This is a genomic window from Sphingopyxis sp. (assembly GCF_035998965.1).
In the GTDB taxonomy this organism is placed as follows: domain Bacteria; phylum Pseudomonadota; class Alphaproteobacteria; order Sphingomonadales; family Sphingomonadaceae; genus Sphingopyxis.
In genome coordinates this window covers 1-17,147 of the sequence record NZ_DASYHE010000102.1, presented here as the reverse complement: position 1 = coordinate 17,147, position 17,147 = coordinate 1, and the positions used below count along the sequence as shown (strand labels likewise).

Sequence of the window (17,147 nt, the reverse complement as noted above, 5' to 3'; positions counted from 1 at the left end):
TCCCCTGATCCCTCGACGCGGCCGGTTCCGGTCGGTGGCATGCTTAATGCGAAATCCGCCATAGCGTCAGAGATTTAACAAATTGACTTGGCAGTGCTGGATTCACCGCGGTTTTTTTGCCACCCATGATCCATGCGATCCCGCACCATCCCGCCCGCCGCCATCGCTGTCAACCGGCCTGCGGCGATCAGCCCGGTGGTCGTATCGGTGCCGCACGCGGGAAGGCTCTATCCGCCAGAGATTTTGGCCGCTGCCCGGGTTGGACAGGGCGATCTCGAACGACTCGAGGACAGCTGGTGCGATCTGATCGCGGCGGACGCGGTCGACGCCGGGGCAACAGTCGTGCAGGCTCTGTGGGCGCGCGCGGTCGCGGACTGCAATCGCGGCGAGGGTCAAATGGCGCCGGGTGAGGTTGCCATGTCGTTGCGCGCGCAATTTTCGGCGCCGGGGCGCAAGGAGCGTGCCGGACTGGGCGTGGTGCCGACGCGGCTGGCGGATTGCGGGCCGCTATGGAAAAGACCGATCGACCAAGCCGCGCTGCACTGGCGGCTTGAATCCTTTCACCGGCCTTATCATGCGGCCTTGGCCGATGCTCTGGCGGCAGCGCGCGACGGGTTCGGTTATGCGATCCTCCTCGACCTCCATTCGATGCCGTCCATCCCCGTCGGGCAGCCGGGTCATGGCGCGCGGATTGTCGTCGGCGATCATTTCGGCGTGACGTCGGGCGAGTGGCTGGTCGATGTCGTGATGGCGGCGGCGGATCGCCTGAACGAGCCGGTCTCGCGCAACCAGCCCTATGCCGGCGGCCATATCATCCGCACCCACGGCAATCCGGGGCAGGCGATCCATGCGGTGCAGATCGAAATTGACCGCCGTCTCTATCTGACTGCCGACCGTCAGCCCGATTCCGCGCGACTTGCGCGTATGACGCGGTGGTTTGCCGATCTAGTCAGCGAGGCCATCCGAGCGCGCCCAGCGCCCGAAATCATGATTCAGGCTGCCGAATAAAAAACCACCCCGTACCGAAGTACGAGGTGGCCAGGGTCCAGGGAGGACGCGCCCACGTCAAGGTGACGGGGCACTCACCGCGATGGAAAGGGGGAAAACCATGGCGGCGTAGAACAAATCTAGGATGTTGTTTGCCGACTTACAAGAAGCGACGGTGCAGAATCTGCAATATGCGAAGAAATTGGTCGGGGAGAGAGGATTCGAACCTCCGGCCCCTGCCTCCCGAAGACAGTGCTCTACCAGGCTGAGCTACTCCCCGACCGATCTGCGCGCCGACCGGGGTCGCCGCGAAGGCAGGGCGGTCCTCTAGACGCGCAATTGGCGAACTTCAAGCGCCAATCGGCACATTCAACTGGATTGCCGCAGCTACAGCATTTCGGCACTTCGAAAGCTGAAATGCCCGCCTTCCACAAAAATCAGATGGTCGACCAGCTCGATACCCATTGTCCGCAGGAAAAGCGCGGTTTCGCGCGTCGTCGCGATGTCGGCGTCGCTCGGCTGCGCGATATTCGACGGGTGATTGTGCGCCATGATGACGGTCGCAACGCCGCCGCCGATCAGGGCGCGCCAGCACCGCGGCGGGATTATGCAGCGCCCGGCATCTTCACCGCCAACCCGTTCGAGGCGCACCAGCCGGTCGAACGGGTCGAATCCGGCGAGGAGCAGCGTTTCGCGGTCGGCAGCGAAATGCGGGCGCAGCAGAAGACGCGCGACATCGTCTTCCGCTTCGCACGGGACAAAGCCCGCACGCGGCGACGCGTCGGCCGCTGGATCGATCGGAGCGAGCAGGGTCATGACGATGGTCATGCGCGCGGTGTCGGTGACCGCCAACCGGCGACTGCGCCGCTTTGGATGCTTTGTTACAGCATCCCGGCTGCACCCTTGTCGGCATGGCGCGCGCGGCCTAGCAAAGAACCAGAAAAGCCGGGAGTGAGTCTTGCCTGAATCGATCCACTATGAACTGCAATATCTCGACCTGATGCGCCGCATCTGGGTTGAGGGCGACGAGCGTATCGACCGTACCGGGGTCGGAACGCGCTCGCTGTTCGGTGAAACGATGCGATTCTCGCTGAAGGACGACGCGATCCCGTTGCTGACGACCAAGCGCGTCTATTGGAAGACTGCGCTGCGCGAACTGCTGTGGTTTCTGACCGGCGATACCAATATCCGCTCGCTGGTATCGCAGGGCGTGAAGATCTGGACCGACTGGCCGCTTGATAAATATCGCAAGGCGACCGGCGAGGCGATCAGCGCCGAGGATTTCGAGGCGCGGATCATCGCCGATGACGCTTTTGCAGCGCAGTGGGGCGACCTTGGCCCCGTCTATGGGCACCAATGGGTCAATTGGCCGCGCTATGAACCGGCGGGCGAGGGACTGTTCCGGCGGGCCGAGCAGGGGCATAACCAGATTGCGGCGCTGATCGAGGGATTGAAGACCAACCCGGGATCAAGGCGCCACATTTTCACCGGCTGGAACGTCGCCGATCTCGACCGCATGGCCCTCCCGCCATGCCATATGACCTATCAGTTCCATGTGCGCAGCGATGGCGGGCTGTCGTGCCTGTTGTTTCAGCGCTCATGCGACCTGGGGCTGGGTTTTGCCTTCAATGTATTTGAGGCGGCGCTGCTGACACGGATGGTGGCCGACCAGTGCGGTTTGCATGCGCATGAACTCGTCTGGACCGGCGGTGACGTGCATCTGTATCTAAATCACGCCGAGCTGGTCGAACAGCAAATGGGCCGGATTCCCGATGGCGCGCCAAAGCTTCGAATCTTGCGGAAGCCGGACAGCATTTTCGCTTATAATTTCGAAGACTTCGCGGTCGAAGCTTATAGACCGCAGGCGCATATTGCAGCGCCGGTGGCGGTCTGATCGCTAGCGTTGCATTCGTATGTCGACCGAAATAATATGTCTCCACGCTGAAATATAACTAGGCGCCGATTCGCGCCGCAATGGGAAGACGATATGCCCGAAACGGATCGGCGCCCGGCGAGCAATCTGCCACCGCTGTCGCTTCATATCCCCGAACCGCGCTATCGCCCGGGCGACACGCCCGACTTTGGCGATATTGCCGTTCCGGCCGTCGAAACGACACCCCGCCCATCCGAGGCGACCAAGCCCGATGCGATGCGCGACCTGTGCTATGGCCTCGTCCGCGTGCTTGATTTTGACGGGGTGGCGAAGGGCCAGTGGGATCCCAAGCTGAGCCCAGAGAGATTGCGCACGATGCTGCGCTACATGATGCTCGTCCGCGCCTTCGACGACCGCATGTTCCGTGCCCAGCGCCAAGGCAAGACCAGCTTTTACATGAAATGCACCGGCGAGGAGGCAACGTCGGTCGCCTCGACGATGGCGCTCGACCGCGGCGATATGTGTTTCCCGAGCTATCGTCAGCAGGGCATCCTGATCGCGCGCGATTATCCGCTGATCCAGATGATGAATCAGATCTATTCGAACCGCGGCGACCATCTGATGGGGCGCCAGCTGCCGATCATGTATTCGGCGCCCGAACATGGCTTTTTCAGCGTTTCCGGCAACCTCGCTACCCAATATCCGCAGGCGGTGGGCTGGGCGATGGCGTCGGCCTCAAAGGGCGATAGCCGTATCGCGACCGTCTGGTGCGGCGAGGGATCGTCGGCCGAGGGCGACTTCCACTCGGCGCTGACCTTTGCGACCGTTTATAACGCGCCGGTGATCTTCAACGTCGTCAACAATCAGTGGGCGATCTCCAGCTTCTCAGGCTTTGCCGGCGGCGAGCGCACCACCTTTGCGGCGCGGGCCGTGGGTTATGGCATCGCCGGGCTGCGCATCGACGGCAACGATCCGCTGGCGGTCTATGCCGCGACGCAATGGGCGGCGGACCGGGCGCGGACCAACAACGGCCCAACGCTGATCGAGCATTTCACCTATCGCAGCGAAGGGCACAGCACATCGGACGATCCGACGGCCTATCGCCCCGCCGAGGAACCGACGATCTGGCCGTTCGGCGACCCTATTGACCGGCTGCGCCAGCATCTCGAAACATTGGGCGAATGGGATGGCAAACGGCATGATGCGCAGCGGGTTGAACTCGAAGAGTTAGTAAAAACGACTCAAAAGCAATCGGAAAAGCTCGGTATTTTGGGGCATGGCATGCACCAGCCGTTCGAAACGATGTTTCAGGATGTGTTCGAAGACATGCCCTGGCACCTCAAAGAACAATGCACCCAGATGCTCGCCGAGCAGGAAGCGAAGTTCGGTCCCGACTGGAAGCCTGAGTGATGAGCACCGACACCCTAGCCGCGACCAAGACGATGAACATGATCGAGGCGATCAACAGCGCCATGGACGTGATGCTCGAACGCGACGGCAATGTCGTCGTGATGGGCGAAGACGTCGGCTTTTTCGGCGGCGTGTTCCGCGCCACCGCGGGCCTGCAGAAAAAGCACGGCAAAACGCGCGTATTCGACACCCCGATCAACGAATGCGGGATCATCGGCGTCGCCGTCGGCATGGGCGCTTATGGGCTGCGCCCGGTCCCCGAGATCCAGTTCGCCGATTATATCTATCCGGGACTCGACCAGCTGGTCAGCGAAGCGGCGCGGCTGCGCTATCGTTCGGCGGCCGACTTCATCTGCCCGATGACGGTGCGTACGCCATTCGGCGGTGGAATTTTCGGCGGCCAGACGCACAGCCAGTCGCCTGAAAGCATCATGACGCACATCTGCGGCGTAAAAACCGTCATTCCTTCAAACCCTTATGATGCCAAGGGGCTGTTGATCGCGGCGATCGAGGACAATGACCCTGTCGTCTTTCTAGAACCCAAGCGCATATACAACGGCCCCTTCAGCGGCTATTACGACCGCCCGGTCGAGCCGTGGTCAAAGCATGCCGCGAGCGCGGTGCCCGAGGGTTATTATCGCATCGAGCTTGGCAAGGCGGCGACGGTGCGCGAAGGCGAGGCGCTCACGATCCTGGTCTATGGCACGATGGTCCATGTGACCAAGACGATCGTCGAGGAAATGGGCATCGACGCCGAGATTATCGACCTGCGCACGCTGTTGCCGCTTGATGTCGACGCGATCGAGACGTCGGTGAAGAAAACCGGGCGCTGTCTGGTCATCCACGAAGCAACGCGCACCTCGGGTTTTGGCGCCGAACTCGCGGCGCTGGTGCAGGAACGCTGCTTTTATCACCTCGAAGCGCCGGTCGAGCGCGTCACCGGCTTCGACACCCCCTATCCGCATAGCTTGGAATGGGCCTATTTCCCTGGTCCCGTCCGCATCGCGACCGCGCTGACCAAGATTTTGAAGGACTGACGCAAATGGCCCGCTATTCATTCCGTCTGCCCGACATCGGCGAAGGCATTGCCGAGGCCGAAATCGTCGCCTGGCACGTCAAGATCGGCGAACGCGTCGAGGAAGACGCGCAGCTGGCCGACATGATGACCGACAAGGCGACCGTCGAGATGGAGTCGCCCGTATCCGGAATTGTCGTCGAACTGGCGGGCGAGGTCGGCGATTTGATCCCGATCGGATCGACCTTGGCGGTGATTGAAACCGACGCGGAAGTCGATGTCGAGGCACCGCCAGCGGACACGGCGGTCGAGGCGCAGTTCGAGGCGGAAACACCCGGGGCGGAACAGGTGTCCGAGCCGAAGGTGACAGAGTTAACATCGAGCGCAGCGGAGCCGGAGAGGGCAGCAAAGCCGAGCGAAGCTCCGCCAGCGCCCACCGTTGTTGCCGGGCACGACGCCAAGGTTCTTGCCTCGCCCGCCGTCCGCGCCCGCGCCAAGGATTTGGGCGTCGATCTGGGTCAGGTGCACTCCGACGGTGACCGCATCCGCCACGCCGATCTCGACGCATATCTCCGCTACAGCGGCGGGCAGGGCTATCACGCCCCCGGCGCCAGCCGCGCCCGCGCCGACGAACCGATCAAGGTTATCGGCATGCGCCGCAAGATTGCGGAAAATATGGCGGCGTCGAAACGGGCGATCCCGCATTTCACCTATGTCGACGAAATGGACGTCACCGCGCTCGAAGAGATGCGCGCCGATTTGAACGCCAATCGCGGACAGCGGCCGAAGTTGACGATGTTACCTTTCCTGATCGTCGCGATCTGCCGGACGATTCCGCAGTTCCCGATGATCAACGCCCGCTATGACGACGAAGCCGGGGTGGTCACGCGCTATGGTGCGGTGCATCTGGGCATGGCGACACAGACTGATGCCGGGCTGATGGTGCCGGTGATCCGCGATGCGCAGGACATGAACGTCTGGCAATTGGCGAGTGAAATCGGGCGGTTGGCCGAGGCCGCGCGGACCGGTAAGGCCAAGGTCGACGAGCTGTCCGGTTCGACACTGACCATTACGTCGCTCGGCCCGCTTGGCGGCATCGCGACGACGCCGGTGATCAACCGGCCCGAAGTTGCAATTATCGGCCCGAACAAGATTGTCGAGCGTCCGGTGTTCGACGGCGACGATATTCGCCGCGCCAAGCTGATGAACCTGTCAATCAGCTGCGATCACCGCGTGGTCGATGGCTGGGATGCGGCGAGTTATGTTCAAGCGTTGAAGAAGCTGGTCGAAACGCCGGTTTTGCTGTTTGCGAATTGAGTGACATCGTCGCCCCCGCGAAGGCGGGGGCCGCTATCGGTTTACTCTGCGCTTCCTGATTAGGCTGCCAGCCGCCCCCGCCTTCGCGGGGGCGACGCAATTCTACAACCCCAACCCGGCAAAGCTCGTCTGATCGAACTTCAGCTTGAACGTCACATACGCGCCCGACCGCGAACAACGCGCATCTTCGAAATCGCGGTCATGGAAACCCGCGAAATTATAGCCGAAGGTGATGTTCGCATTTTTCATCGGCGCCAGCGTCACCGTCGGCCCGCCCGCCCAGCTTACGGTGTCAACATCGGTGCCGACGCGCACGGTGCCCGAGGCGCCGACATCGACATGCTCGCCTAGGTTGAAGCGGAAATCGGCGCCGATCAGGTTCGACCAGCCTTTGACGTCGTCGGCGCCGAACTTGTCAAAATTGTAGCGAGTCCCCCAGAAGAAGCCGAATTCGCCGCGTTCGTACCACATGCCGTCTTCGCGGCGGTTGCCAAGCGGGGTCCAGTTGACCGACAGGCTGTTGAGCAGGCGGCGGCTGGTCGCATCGCCGTCGATCGTCAGCACGCTGCCGCCGATCGGACCGAGCTGGCCCGCGATCGCGTCGCGCACCTTGTCCGAGCGAAACTCGCTCTTGTTGAGCCATGACACGCTCGAGTCCGCGGGGCGATGCGCCCAGCTCATCTCGAAATTGATCACCTCGGTCGTCGGCGTCGTACCGCTGCCGCTCGCCTTGGCGTAGGTGAACAGCGCGCCGAGGGCGCGGCCTTCGCCGAGCTGACGGAGGCCGCCCAGCGTCAGCCCGTAGCGATTGGCGATTTCGCCATCGCGATATTCGGCGCGTCCCGTCAGCGTCCAGCGATCGGCGCGATAAGTCGCGCCGGTGCTGATCGCGAGGAAATCCTCGGTCAGGGTGCCGTTGTCGCCGAGGAAACCGCCCGACGAGACCGGCTGGTTAACATTGATAACATCGCCCGCGCGAATGCCGCCAAGGGTGCGATTGCCGTCGATCGACACATCGACCGACCAGCGTTCGCCGAGTTTCAGCGATTGTGACAGGCCATAGGCGGCAAAGCTGCGCGGGCCATATTCGCCAATCTCCTGCTGGTTCGCGGTGGCGAGCAGACGGGCGCCGGACCAGGGCGTGAGGTCGAAGCCCAGCCGCGCGGTGCGCGCCTTGATCGTGTCACCGTCGGCAATTTCATAGCTGCCGACCAGATTGACGTCGCGATTGATCGCGAAGCGCGCGCCCAGGCGGCGGCGGGTCGGGAAATCAATGCTCGCATCCTTGCCACCCAGCGCAAATTCGGTCTGCGCGTCGAGTTCGAGGCGCTTTTCGAACAGCCGCTGCGTCGCGCCGAACTGGACGATGTTCGAGCGGTTGCGGGTGCCATCCGACAGCCGGTCGTCGGCATGGGTCAGTCCGGCGCGGGCCAAGGTGGTGCCGTTGTCATATTCGGCGAGCGCCCGCGCGGCGCGGCGGCGGGCGCCGACGTTGAGGAATTCTTCCTGCCACGCGCTGCCGGTCAGCGACAGGGTGCGCGTTGCACGCAGGCGGGCGTCGATGCCGAATTTGCGCGTCCCATCCTCGCCGCGATTGAGCTGTCCGGCGCCAAAGCCGCTTTCGCGCTCGCGGACATAGGCAAGGAAATCGGCGTTGCTGCTGTGATGTTCGGCCTCGATCAGCCAAGCCTTGGCGGTTCCCTCTGCTGCGGTGTTGCTGTTCTGCGCCTTGGCGTCGCTGACGGCCAACTCGGCGCGGACTTCGGTATCGACAGTGGGGCGATAGCGCGCATCGACGCCGCCCAGGTTGGTCTTGGCGTTGCCGTCTTCATCATGGATGAAGGTCGCGCCGATGCGCAATTTCTCGTCATTCGATTGATAGCTGACGCGGCCACCGGCGTTGAGCACGCGCTGACCAATGCCATCGACCTCATATTCGGCGACGATGAACTGCGGATCAAGATCGGACGAGCGGCTGAGCACCGGGCTGCGGAAGCGGACGGTGCCCGACAGATAGTCGATGTCGTAATCGACGTGGCGCGTCATGCTGACACTGTTAACTATGCGCTCGCTCTGCAGTCGATCGCGCGTTTCGATGACGATACGTTCGCTGTTCGGCAAAATGTCGCGCGCGCCGAGTTGGTAGGGCCCGGTCAAACCATTGCCTTGGATCTCGTCGCGGCGAAAGCGATAGGGGGTGTCGGCGACGAACGCGGTCGCGGCGACATTGCGGCCGCGATACTCGGCTTTGCCGCCGTTGAGCGCACGCTGGTAGCGGGCGAGTTCGGGTTCGGAAATCCCGGTCTCGATATCGCCGAACATCGCATAGAATTGCGGGCGTTCGAGGCGCAGATAGAGTTTGCGGACAGAGGCCGCATCGTAGCGCGTCTCGTTGCGGTCGGCGTAGATGGTGTAATAGGCGCGCGGATCGATCACGCCGCCAAAGCGGGCGTCGTCCTTGTCCTTGTCGCTGTCATACGCCAGCGTTATCAGCCATTTGCCGCGCACGCGGCCTTTTGCGTAGAGTGCGAGGCGGGCATCGGCGTTCAGGTCGTCGAGCGTTTCGGCTGCGGGTTCCATGCGATCGTCGAGGGTGTTGTATCCTAGCGTCCCGGCAGCAAAGCCGACCACGGTCCATGGGCGATCGCCGGGATCGAGCCAGGTTTCGATCGTCTGCTTGCGGGTCACCTTGTCGTCGCGGAAGAGGAAATCCATCGCCAGCGTACCCGATGCGGTGGTCGGTTCGAGTTCGATATAGGCAATGCCGTCGTCGCCATCGATTTTCCACAGCGGTTGAGCGCGTTCGAGCCCGGAAAGTTGCCGCGCCTGCTGCGCATCGGCTTCGACGGCGGGATAATAGGGGGCAGGGACGCTGAAATCGCCGGTGAGGCCCGAACGGACCGGCTTACCGTCGCGGTCGGTCAGCCGCACCGCAATGACCGGGCGGGTGACCCCATCTGCGACCAGAGTTGACTTGTCGCGGAGCAGAACTGCGCGCATCGGGGTGATCGAATAGTGAACCTGGCGTTCCAGCGTCGCGATGACAACGCCGTTAACATCCTTCACTTCGGCGACCAGACGGTTTTCGCCTTCGCGAATCCCCAGCCCGCGCCACAGGCTGACCGCGACGCCGCCGTCGGCCGACTTGCTGGTGCCTTCAAACGTCAGCGGGTCGGCGGCCTTGCCGTTGACGCGCAGCGTGACGGTCTGGCCCGGCGCGTGCTTGACCGCGGCGCGGATCGCTCTTGAGCGCGGGTTGTGGTCGGTGGCAGGGAACAGCCAGTCGATGCCCGGGGCTTGCCCGGCAAGCCAGTCGCGACCGGCTCCCGCGGCTTCGGGGTCGCTGAGGACAGTTGGTGCCGCTATGCCGCTGGCTTTGGGCGCTGCGCGTGGTGCGCTGGCGATAGCGCGGAAATCGGCGCGTTTCAGCGCGCCGCCGCGGCCTTCGACAAAGCGCGAGATCGCGCTGCCGGCGCTTTGTGTCGAGCGCGCGCAGTCGATCGCTTCGCGGTCGAGCGGCAGCGTCGAGGGATCGATCTGGACGACGTGGAGGCCGGGGCGCACGCCTTCGAAATGATAGCGGCCATCCTCGTCGGTGACGGTGTAGCTGCCATCCTGAAGCATGACGCGGACGCCGACGATGCCTTCGGCCTTGCGCGGAGAAACCGTGCAGCCGCCGTCGGTGATACGGCCAATAATCGTCATCCGGTCGCCAAGCTGATCGCGTTTGATCGCAATCGTCGCCTCGGCGATGTTGCTCGCCGAGCCGCGATTATCGACGGCAGAGGCGCGGTTGAGCGCGTTGCCCGGCTGCGCCGACACGATGACTTCGGCGAGGTAAGTGAGCAAGGCGGTGCGCGACGCGGCGATGCTGGGCACGACAACGCTGAATTCGCGGCCGTTGTCGGCGACATTGGCGGTCACCCGCACCCCGTCGATCCGCACCGTATCGGTGCGCAGGCGCATCCCCGCCGGCAGGACGTCGCTGACGGTCACCGCGCCGGTGTTGCGACGCGCGTCGCGGTTGGCGACCTCGATCCGGTACTGGATCACGTCGCCGGGCACCGCGACCTGCGTAGAGGTGGTTTTGCGCAGGATCAGCGGCAGGCCGGGTTGATCGACCGGAATATCGACGCGCACCGGCGCCGGACTGTTCAGCGTGAACGGGTTGCCATAGCTGGCACCGCTGATTTCGAACGGCAGGCCGTCGTCGGGGCGGCGGAAAGCGGCCAGATCGGCGGCGTTTGATGTAGACGGCGCGGTGAACGGGGCAGGGGGCTGCACAACCAGGCGATAGATGCCCGGCGCGACGAACGGGAAACGATAGTCGCCCGGCGGGAAATTGTACCGCGTGCCGCCCGAATCGGTGACGCTTTGCCCCGTGACAACGCTCGACGGGTAGGCCGAGACGCCGTCGTCGCCGAACACCTGCGCTGGCTGACCCGTGGCGGCGTCAACCAGGGTCACGCGGCTGCCGGGAACGGGGGCGCCGTCGCCGCTGTCGAACACGATGCCGAACGGGTCGACCAGGAAGTTGATCGTTGCCAGCGCAACCAAGCTGGCGCTCGCCTGATCGGTGACGCGGAGCGACAGCGCGGCGCCGGGATTGACCGACAGGCGGCAATCGCCCTGCGCAATCGCGGGCGGGACTCCGATCGTGTTGATAAAGCCGACGAATTCGCCGCTGTTGTTGGCGGTTTCGGTCAGCGTGATCTCCTCGCGATCGCCATTTTCGAGCTCGAGGACGACGCCCAGCGTGTCACGCACCTGCGGATCGACGTTGGCCGATGCGAGCGTGACCCCGACGACGAGCACTTCGCCGGCGCGGAAATTGTTGGTACCTTGCAGCGAGGCGGGGGCGGTCGAAATGCCCTCATAGACGCCGCTGAGCGGGATCGTGCTGCTCGTGCTGCCCAGACTGGTGCTGCTGTTCGCGATGCCGCTACTCAAGGCGTTGGCGATGGGGCCGCCGGCACGGCTGCACTGGGTCGGCGCGAGCGGCACCGATTTGTTGCCGCCGCCATTGGTCAGGCGGTACGTGGTAATCGTCGGCCGTTCGGGGGGACGCGGCGCCACGGTGACATCGACGCGGTTCGACAGCGCCTGACCGGGGTTCCCGTCATGCGTCCACTGCGCCGAAGCCGTGTTGGATATCACCTGGGCGCGCGCCGACGGAGTCGCTGGCAGCAGAGCTGCCGCGATCAGCGCGCTTGCAAGGCCAAAATATCTGGTACCGAGTGCCATGATAGCCCCGAAGGGAGCAGCGGACGACGGCTTTTGGCCTGCACCCGCTGCTCCATCGGTATTCCGATCAGTTGACCGTCGCGCGGAAGACGAGCGTTTGTGCGGCGCCTACAGCAATTGTGGCGATCGTTCCTGTCACGTTCGGCGCGGTATAGCTGCCGCCTGCGGTGCCATTGAAATCGCATGTGCCACTTGGCACCGTGCCGGTGTAAGTGCCGCCCAGCAGGATTGAACCCGGAACAAAGGTCAATTGGCCTGGAACCGCGTCGTTGATCACCACCGAAGTCGCGGCAACCCCGCCGGAATTGGCGACGGCGATGCAATACTCGACCACTGCGCCGGGAATCAGCTTCGGATTGGTCGTATTGTTGAACGGATCCGAGATGACGCGGCTGCTCTTGGCGACCGTAAGCGTCGCGGTCTGCACCGTATAATCGTCGTTGTCGCTATGCGATCCGTCGCGCGCGGCATCGCCGGTAACGCCTGCGATATCGGCAAACACGGTATCTTTGCCTGCAGTATTCGCGCCGGTCGTTTGGGTGATGGCCGCACCTTGGGCGCCAACGGTGCCACCTTCGCGTGCGGTGGCACGAAGGGTGACACCTGCGACCGCGTTGTTGGCTAGGGAAGCAGGAACGTCGGCAACCACAAACAGCCGGATTGCGGTATCGACCACGAGTTCGTCGACATAGCCGGTAAGGAGCGTGTCACCGACATCCCAACTTCCAATCGTGCCGGTAGCTATATTATCGCGATAAATCCGTATGTTGGTGACATCGAATGTGTCGGTGCCGCCATGCGCTGCCGTCCCGCCCGCGATCTGCGAAGCGACGAGTGCGAAATCGAGCGTCTCGTTCGAACTGTTGGTCAGCTGGAACGTCGTGACGGCGTTGGTTTGCCCCGGCACGACATTGGTCGTCACCGTGCCGACTTCTTCGACGAGCAGGTTGATCTTGCGGTCGACGGTGAAATTATTCGACGCCGATTGCTGGCCCTGCGCGACGCCACCGACCTGATAGTCGACGGTGGCGGTATTCGTGATCGTGGTACCCGCGGTCGTCCCGGCAGCAAGTGCCGGGGTAGCGGCGAGACTTGTGATCGCCGCCAGACCGATGATGCCCACGGTGTTCAGCTTGCTGGTCATAGCTGAGCTCCTTGGCTTTGGTCGATTGCCGTTTCCCTACCGCTGGCAATCTGTAAGCGGTTATTCTAATTTGCTATTTTACGACTCCTCGAAACATCAGCTTGCCGCTGCCGCCCGCCGGAATCGGCTTTGAAAAGGCCCAGCGGATGTGCGTCACGTCGGCGGGCTGCGCTGCGCGGCGGGTGCCGTCGGACAGGGCCACCGTCAGTTGATCAAGCTGTCCCCAGCCGCGGCCGCCGTCGATCGAGACGAGCGGGCGGGTGTCGCCGGCGTCGGCAAAGCTGACCGCCGCGGGCAGGGGATTGGTGATGACAAATTTGTCGGCGGGCTGCGCTCCGGCATTGCGATAATTGAGCACGAAAACCAGCCGGTCGCCCGGAACGACAACCTTCGGTTCTTCCAGCAATATCCGCTGTTTGCCCTGCGCATCGGTGGTAACCCGCTCGACGAATACGTCGTTTGCCAGCGCCACATGGTTCGCGGCGAGCGCCTGTCCCGGCAACAGGGCCGCGAAAAGCAGAAAAAGCGCTTTGCGCATACGCATCTCCATCAATTGATCGTGGTTCGGAAGGTAACGGTGCGGGTCTGACCGCCGGCCACGGTGCCGAGCGCCACGTTGATCCGCGTGCCATTGTAATCGCCCGCGTCGGCATCGACCGCGTCTGACTGTGCGACGCCGCCAAGCGTGATCGAGCCCGCGGTATAGCTGGTGTCGGCGGGGATATTGTCGGTGATCGCAAGGCCGCTGACCGAGCCGCTGCCCACGACGGTTGCGACAATCGTATAAGTGATCGTCGCGCCCGGAATTGGGTCGGCAGTTCCGAGCGAATTGGTGACCACTGCCGATTTGACGAGGGTAACGGTCGCCGCGGCCACGATAAACGCCCCGGCATCGCTGCCATCGGCGCCCGTCGCGCCAACGACGGCGTCGCCGCCGCCTTCGCCCTGACCGGCGAAGCTGTCGCCCGGCGCGCCGGTACCGGTCAATGCTGCGGCGACCAGGCTGACAATGCCGCGATTGCCGTCCACGACTCCGCCCGGCGTTGTTGCAACGACAAAAACTGTGATGCTTTCGTCCGGATCGAGCTCGGGGTCGTTCGCGCTGGGGGTGTAGGGTGTGTCGGTTCCCGCGTCGAATACGCCGTCACCATTGTCGAGATAGATTTGGGTGACAACGGGGTCGTAATTATCACCGCCGCCGTTGGCGATTGTGCTCAGCACGAAATTTTCGACGCCATTGCCGGTGTTGGTGACCGAGAAGGTCAGCACCTGTCCGGTTGCGCCAGGGGTGGTCGGCACATCGGCGGGATTGCTCGAATCGACGGTGACGTCGAGCAATTCATCGACGAGCAGATCAACCTGGTTCGAATTGATCGTGGTCGAGCCGCCGCCTGTGTCAAAGGTGGCGCTTGCCGTATTGCTGATCGTCGTCCCGGCGCGCGTGAGCGGCGGAGCGGTGACTTGGGCTCGCGCCTGGATCGGCAACGCGAACGCCATCAACAGGGTGAGCGTGAAACAAGAGGGAAGAAGCTGATGCTTCGCGCCCCCCACAGGCGCTTTCATCATCACTTTGACTCCGAAGTGGTTGGTCCTTGGCGTCATCAGTCGCCGAAAAAGGGTAATTTCTGGTTAAAAAGCAGCGAGAAACGCAGTTTCTGACCCAGAGGGAGACAAAATCGTCATCCGATTGGGCGCAAACGGGCGGCTGGTGCAAAATGCAAACGGCGCGTAAGAAGAAGCGGTTAACGCAGGAGAACTGGGGTGGCGGAAGATCGGGGGAGCAAAGGCACGCGCCCGCGTTCGAATCCGCTGCATCAAATCGAGATCGACGATTTCCGCCGCGATCGGTTGCTGGCGGCGCTGACGCTGATCTTTGGCGCCAGTTTTTGCCTGGGACTGCCCTTTGCCTTGCAACATGGCGCGGAATTCTTCCTGCCGCTGACCGCCGCGATCGTGATCGCGATCGCGCTGGTGCCGTTGTTGGAGTGGCTGGAACGGCGCGGGGTGCCATCGGCGCTGGCGGCTTTTCTCTCGCTCACCGGGTTTCTGATGCTGATCAACGCCGCGCTCGCGATCATTGTTGTCCCGGCGACGGGCTGGTTTGCTCGGCTGCCCGATTCGATTCCGCGCATTCAGACCAATCTGGCGCCGCTGATCGATTTTTATTCGTCGCTGCAAGGCTTTGTCGAGCGGACGCTGCTATCCGTGGCGAGCGGGAGCGAAGCAACGGCGCAGGCGGTGGCCGCGACCGCGCCGACGTCGGTTGTTGACTATTTTATCTCCGCCGCGCCATCGGCAGCCATCCAGTTGTTCTTTGCCGTGCTGGTGATCTTTTTCTTCCTCTCCGGCTGGACGCGACTGCGCAAGGGGACGATCCGGCGGCGCGGCAGTTTCGACGGGGCGATGCAGACCGCCCGGGTAATCCAGAATGTCGTCGATGCCACCGCCGACTATCTGGCCACCATCACGATGATCAACGCGATTCTGGGGTTGTCGGTCGCGCTGCTGTTGTGGGCGCTCGGTATGCCGTCGCCGTTCATGTGGGGCGGCATCGTGTCGCTCTGCAATTTCGTGCCCTATGTCGGGCCGATCGTAGCGGCAATTCTGCTCGGGCTGGGCGGGTTGATGACTTTTGACGCGGTCGGGCTGGCGCTGCTGCCCGCACTGTTGTTCATCGGCGTCCACACGGTCGAGGCCAATGTGATTACTCCGCTGGTGCTGGGCAAGCGGCTGACGATCAATCCGTTGTTGATCCTGGTATCGCTCAGTTTTTGGGGTTGGGTATGGGGTGCGCCGGGGGCGTTGCTGGCGGTGCCCTTGCTGCTGATTTTGCAGACCGTGTTGCAATCGACGGGAACGCCCGATCTGGCAGGTTTCCTGTTCGAACGCGGGACGTTAACGACGGTCGATGAGATGCGTGACCGATTAAATCGTGGCGAAGCCGAAAGCGACGGTTGACAGGTCGGGGCGAGCGCCATATTGGCGCTGCTCCCAAGCACACGCGGGTGTAGCTCAGTTGGTTAGAGTGCCGGCCTGTCACGCCGGAGGTCGCGGGTTCGAGCCCCGTCACTCGCGCCATTCCTTCCATTCTTTGGACGGGATGGCCACCGCGTCTTGGGATTGCCGATATCGGAAATTGGGAACCTGGCGCCGCCTGCTAGCGGCGCCAGGTTCCCAATTCCATCCAGCGCAGCAGTGGCTTCAACGGCATGATCCAGACGATTCCCGCGATTAGGTAAAACACTGCCTGCACCAGCACCGGCCACGTGCCGACCCATGGCGACAGGCTGACGATAATCGCCGTCCAACCGGCGATCAGCAGCAGGATCAGCAGCATGCCGACAGGTTTGCGCCAGCTTGGCTGGGGATTGTCGTGGGCAGGGTCTTGGCCATTGGGGCTCACAGGCGATCTCCGCAAAGGATGAATTCTTGTTCGGTCAGGACAGCGTCGAGCGTCATGTCGGTTGATTCGCGTGGGGCCGCATCGATCTCCTGGACCGACCAGCCGACCCCGATGCGCAGGGCGTCCGGATACGCTGCAAAATACCGGTCATAATGGCCGCCACCTTGGCCGATACGGCTGCCTTGGCGGTCAAACCCGACGAGGGGGCAGAAAATCAGGCTGGGGGCGGCAAGTGATGCTTCGTTCAGCGGCTGCTGGATGCCCCATGGTCCCTTTTCAAGCGGCTCGTCCGTCCGCCAGCGGCGAAAAACCATCGTGTCCGTGCGGGCGGTGTGATGGGGCAGGGCGAGTGCTCCGGTGGCGGCGATATCGGCAAACATCGGCAGGATGTCAGGCTCGTCGCCCCACGCGGCATAGGCGCCGATGACGGCATGATGGGCCAGAAGCTCGGCAAGAGGCGCGGGCAGCACACGAAACGCCGCAAGTCGCGCCATCGCTCCCAGATTTGCGGCGAAATGCTTGCGGCGGAAGCGCAGCTTTTCGCGCAATTTCTGCTTTTGGAGGACCAGATCGGCGGACAAGTCGGTCATCGCCTCCTGTGGAACTTGATCGATCGGTTGGCGGGACCGCCGAGGTCGTTTGCTGGAAAGTCCTCTGACGCCAGTAACGTCAGGTGGGAACCATATACGTCGGACCAGGGTCCGGGCAGGGACAGCTCCCTAGGATGATGTATCGCCTCAGGGATTTTCGCAAA

Annotated in this window: 13 protein-coding genes and 2 tRNA genes; 7 read left to right on the top strand and 8 right to left on the bottom strand. The window is 63.1% G+C overall.

What is annotated here, in order from left to right; genetic code table 11:
• Nucleotides 1-132: 132 nt before the first annotated feature.
• Nucleotides 133-1,008, top strand: coding sequence for an N-formylglutamate amidohydrolase (locus VGN68_RS19950; RefSeq protein WP_327479382.1), 876 nt, complete (start codon nt 133-135; stop codon nt 1,006-1,008).
• 182 nt (nt 1,009-1,190) lie between these two features.
• Here the strand turns inward: VGN68_RS19950 and VGN68_RS19945 are convergent.
• Together VGN68_RS19945 and VGN68_RS19940 are read right to left on the bottom strand one after the other, a co-directional pair.
• A tRNA-Pro gene (locus VGN68_RS19945) sits at nt 1,191-1,267 on the bottom strand.
• Nucleotides 1,268-1,374: 107 nt separating this feature from the next.
• Nucleotides 1,375-1,803, bottom strand: a complete 429-nt coding sequence (locus VGN68_RS19940) for a JAB domain-containing protein (protein WP_327479380.1) — start codon at nt 1,801-1,803, stop codon at nt 1,375-1,377.
• Nucleotides 1,804-1,945: 142 nt separating this feature from the next.
• On the opposite strand from VGN68_RS19940, the gene thyA reads away from it, so the two are divergent.
• The 4 genes from thyA (at nt 1,946) to VGN68_RS19920 (ending at nt 6,602) form a co-directional block, all read left to right on the top strand.
• Nucleotides 1,946-2,881: a thymidylate synthase gene (thyA, locus tag VGN68_RS19935; RefSeq protein ID WP_327479378.1), complete on the top strand. Its 936-nt coding sequence runs from the start codon at nt 1,946-1,948 to the stop codon at nt 2,879-2,881.
• A 93-nt stretch (nt 2,882-2,974) separates the two neighbouring features.
• Entirely contained in the window at nt 2,975-4,270 is a 1,296-nt protein-coding gene (locus VGN68_RS19930) for a thiamine pyrophosphate-dependent enzyme (RefSeq protein ID WP_327479376.1), read from the top strand.
• 32 nt (nt 4,271-4,302) lie between these two features.
• A complete protein-coding gene (locus tag VGN68_RS19925; protein WP_327479384.1) occupies nt 4,303-5,307 on the top strand; it encodes an alpha-ketoacid dehydrogenase subunit beta in 1,005 nt (334 codons plus the stop codon).
• A gap of 5 nt (nt 5,308-5,312) precedes the next feature.
• Nucleotides 5,313-6,602 carry a dihydrolipoamide acetyltransferase family protein gene (locus tag VGN68_RS19920; RefSeq protein ID WP_327479374.1) on the top strand — a complete coding sequence of 430 codons (1,290 nt, stop codon included), beginning with the start codon at nt 5,313-5,315 and terminating at the stop codon, nt 6,600-6,602.
• 102 nt (nt 6,603-6,704) lie between these two features.
• On the opposite strand, the gene VGN68_RS19915 is transcribed toward VGN68_RS19920, so the two are convergent.
• From VGN68_RS19915 to VGN68_RS19900, 4 genes are all read right to left on the bottom strand, one after another.
• The gene (locus VGN68_RS19915) at nt 6,705-11,846 is read right to left on the bottom strand and encodes a hypothetical protein (RefSeq protein WP_327479372.1); all 5,142 of its coding nucleotides are present in this window, start codon (nt 11,844-11,846) and stop codon (nt 6,705-6,707) included.
• 67 nt (nt 11,847-11,913) lie between these two features.
• Nucleotides 11,914-12,990 carry a hypothetical protein gene (locus VGN68_RS19910; protein WP_327479370.1) on the bottom strand — a complete coding sequence of 359 codons (1,077 nt, stop codon included), beginning with the start codon at nt 12,988-12,990 and terminating at the stop codon, nt 11,914-11,916.
• Between the two features lie 73 nt (nt 12,991-13,063).
• Nucleotides 13,064-13,528: a hypothetical protein gene (locus tag VGN68_RS19905; protein ID WP_327479368.1), complete on the bottom strand. Its 465-nt coding sequence runs from the start codon at nt 13,526-13,528 to the stop codon at nt 13,064-13,066.
• An 11-nt stretch (nt 13,529-13,539) separates the two neighbouring features.
• On the bottom strand, nt 13,540-14,556 hold the full coding sequence (locus VGN68_RS19900) for a hypothetical protein (protein WP_327479366.1): 1,017 nt from the start codon (nt 14,554-14,556) through the stop codon (nt 13,540-13,542).
• 195 nt (nt 14,557-14,751) lie between these two features.
• Between VGN68_RS19900 and VGN68_RS19895 the strand changes: the two genes are divergently transcribed.
• Complete coding sequence (locus VGN68_RS19895; protein ID WP_327479364.1) at nt 14,752-15,948, top strand: AI-2E family transporter; 1,197 nt, start codon at nt 14,752-14,754, stop codon at nt 15,946-15,948.
• 43 nt (nt 15,949-15,991) lie between these two features.
• Nucleotides 15,992-16,068 (top strand) — tRNA-Asp (locus tag VGN68_RS19890).
• A gap of 79 nt (nt 16,069-16,147) precedes the next feature.
• On the opposite strand, the gene VGN68_RS19885 is transcribed toward VGN68_RS19890, so the two are convergent.
• A complete protein-coding gene (locus VGN68_RS19885; RefSeq protein ID WP_327479362.1) occupies nt 16,148-16,393 on the bottom strand; it encodes a DUF2842 domain-containing protein in 246 nt (81 codons plus the stop codon).
• Nucleotides 16,390-16,983, bottom strand: a complete 594-nt coding sequence (locus tag VGN68_RS19880) for a 5-formyltetrahydrofolate cyclo-ligase (protein WP_327479359.1) — start codon at nt 16,981-16,983, stop codon at nt 16,390-16,392. Before VGN68_RS19880 ends, VGN68_RS19885 begins: the two co-directional genes overlap by 4 nt.
• Between the last annotated feature and the right edge of the window lie 164 nt (nt 16,984-17,147).

Bases quoted from the DNA above. Each gene is read 5' to 3' on its own strand.
- VGN68_RS19950 (WP_327479382.1), top strand. From the start codon at position 133: ATGCGATCCCGCACCATCCCGCCCGCCGCCATCGCTGTCAACCGGCCT.
- VGN68_RS19940 (WP_327479380.1), bottom strand. From the start codon at position 1,803: ATGACCCTGCTCGCTCCGATCGATCCAGCGGCCGACGCGTCGCCGCGT.
- VGN68_RS19930 (WP_327479376.1), top strand. From the start codon at position 2,975: ATGCCCGAAACGGATCGGCGCCCGGCGAGCAATCTGCCACCGCTGTCG.
- VGN68_RS19925 (WP_327479384.1), top strand. From the start codon at position 4,303: ATGAACATGATCGAGGCGATCAACAGCGCCATGGACGTGATGCTCGAA.
- VGN68_RS19920 (WP_327479374.1), top strand. From the start codon at position 5,313: ATGGCCCGCTATTCATTCCGTCTGCCCGACATCGGCGAAGGCATTGCC.
- VGN68_RS19915 (WP_327479372.1), bottom strand. From the start codon at position 11,846: ATGGCACTCGGTACCAGATATTTTGGCCTTGCAAGCGCGCTGATCGCG.
- VGN68_RS19910 (WP_327479370.1), bottom strand. From the start codon at position 12,990: ATGACCAGCAAGCTGAACACCGTGGGCATCATCGGTCTGGCGGCGATC.
- VGN68_RS19905 (WP_327479368.1), bottom strand. From the start codon at position 13,528: ATGCGCAAAGCGCTTTTTCTGCTTTTCGCGGCCCTGTTGCCGGGACAG.
- VGN68_RS19900 (WP_327479366.1), bottom strand. From the start codon at position 14,556: ATGATGAAAGCGCCTGTGGGGGGCGCGAAGCATCAGCTTCTTCCCTCT.
- VGN68_RS19880 (WP_327479359.1), bottom strand. From the start codon at position 16,983: ATGACCGACTTGTCCGCCGATCTGGTCCTCCAAAAGCAGAAATTGCGC.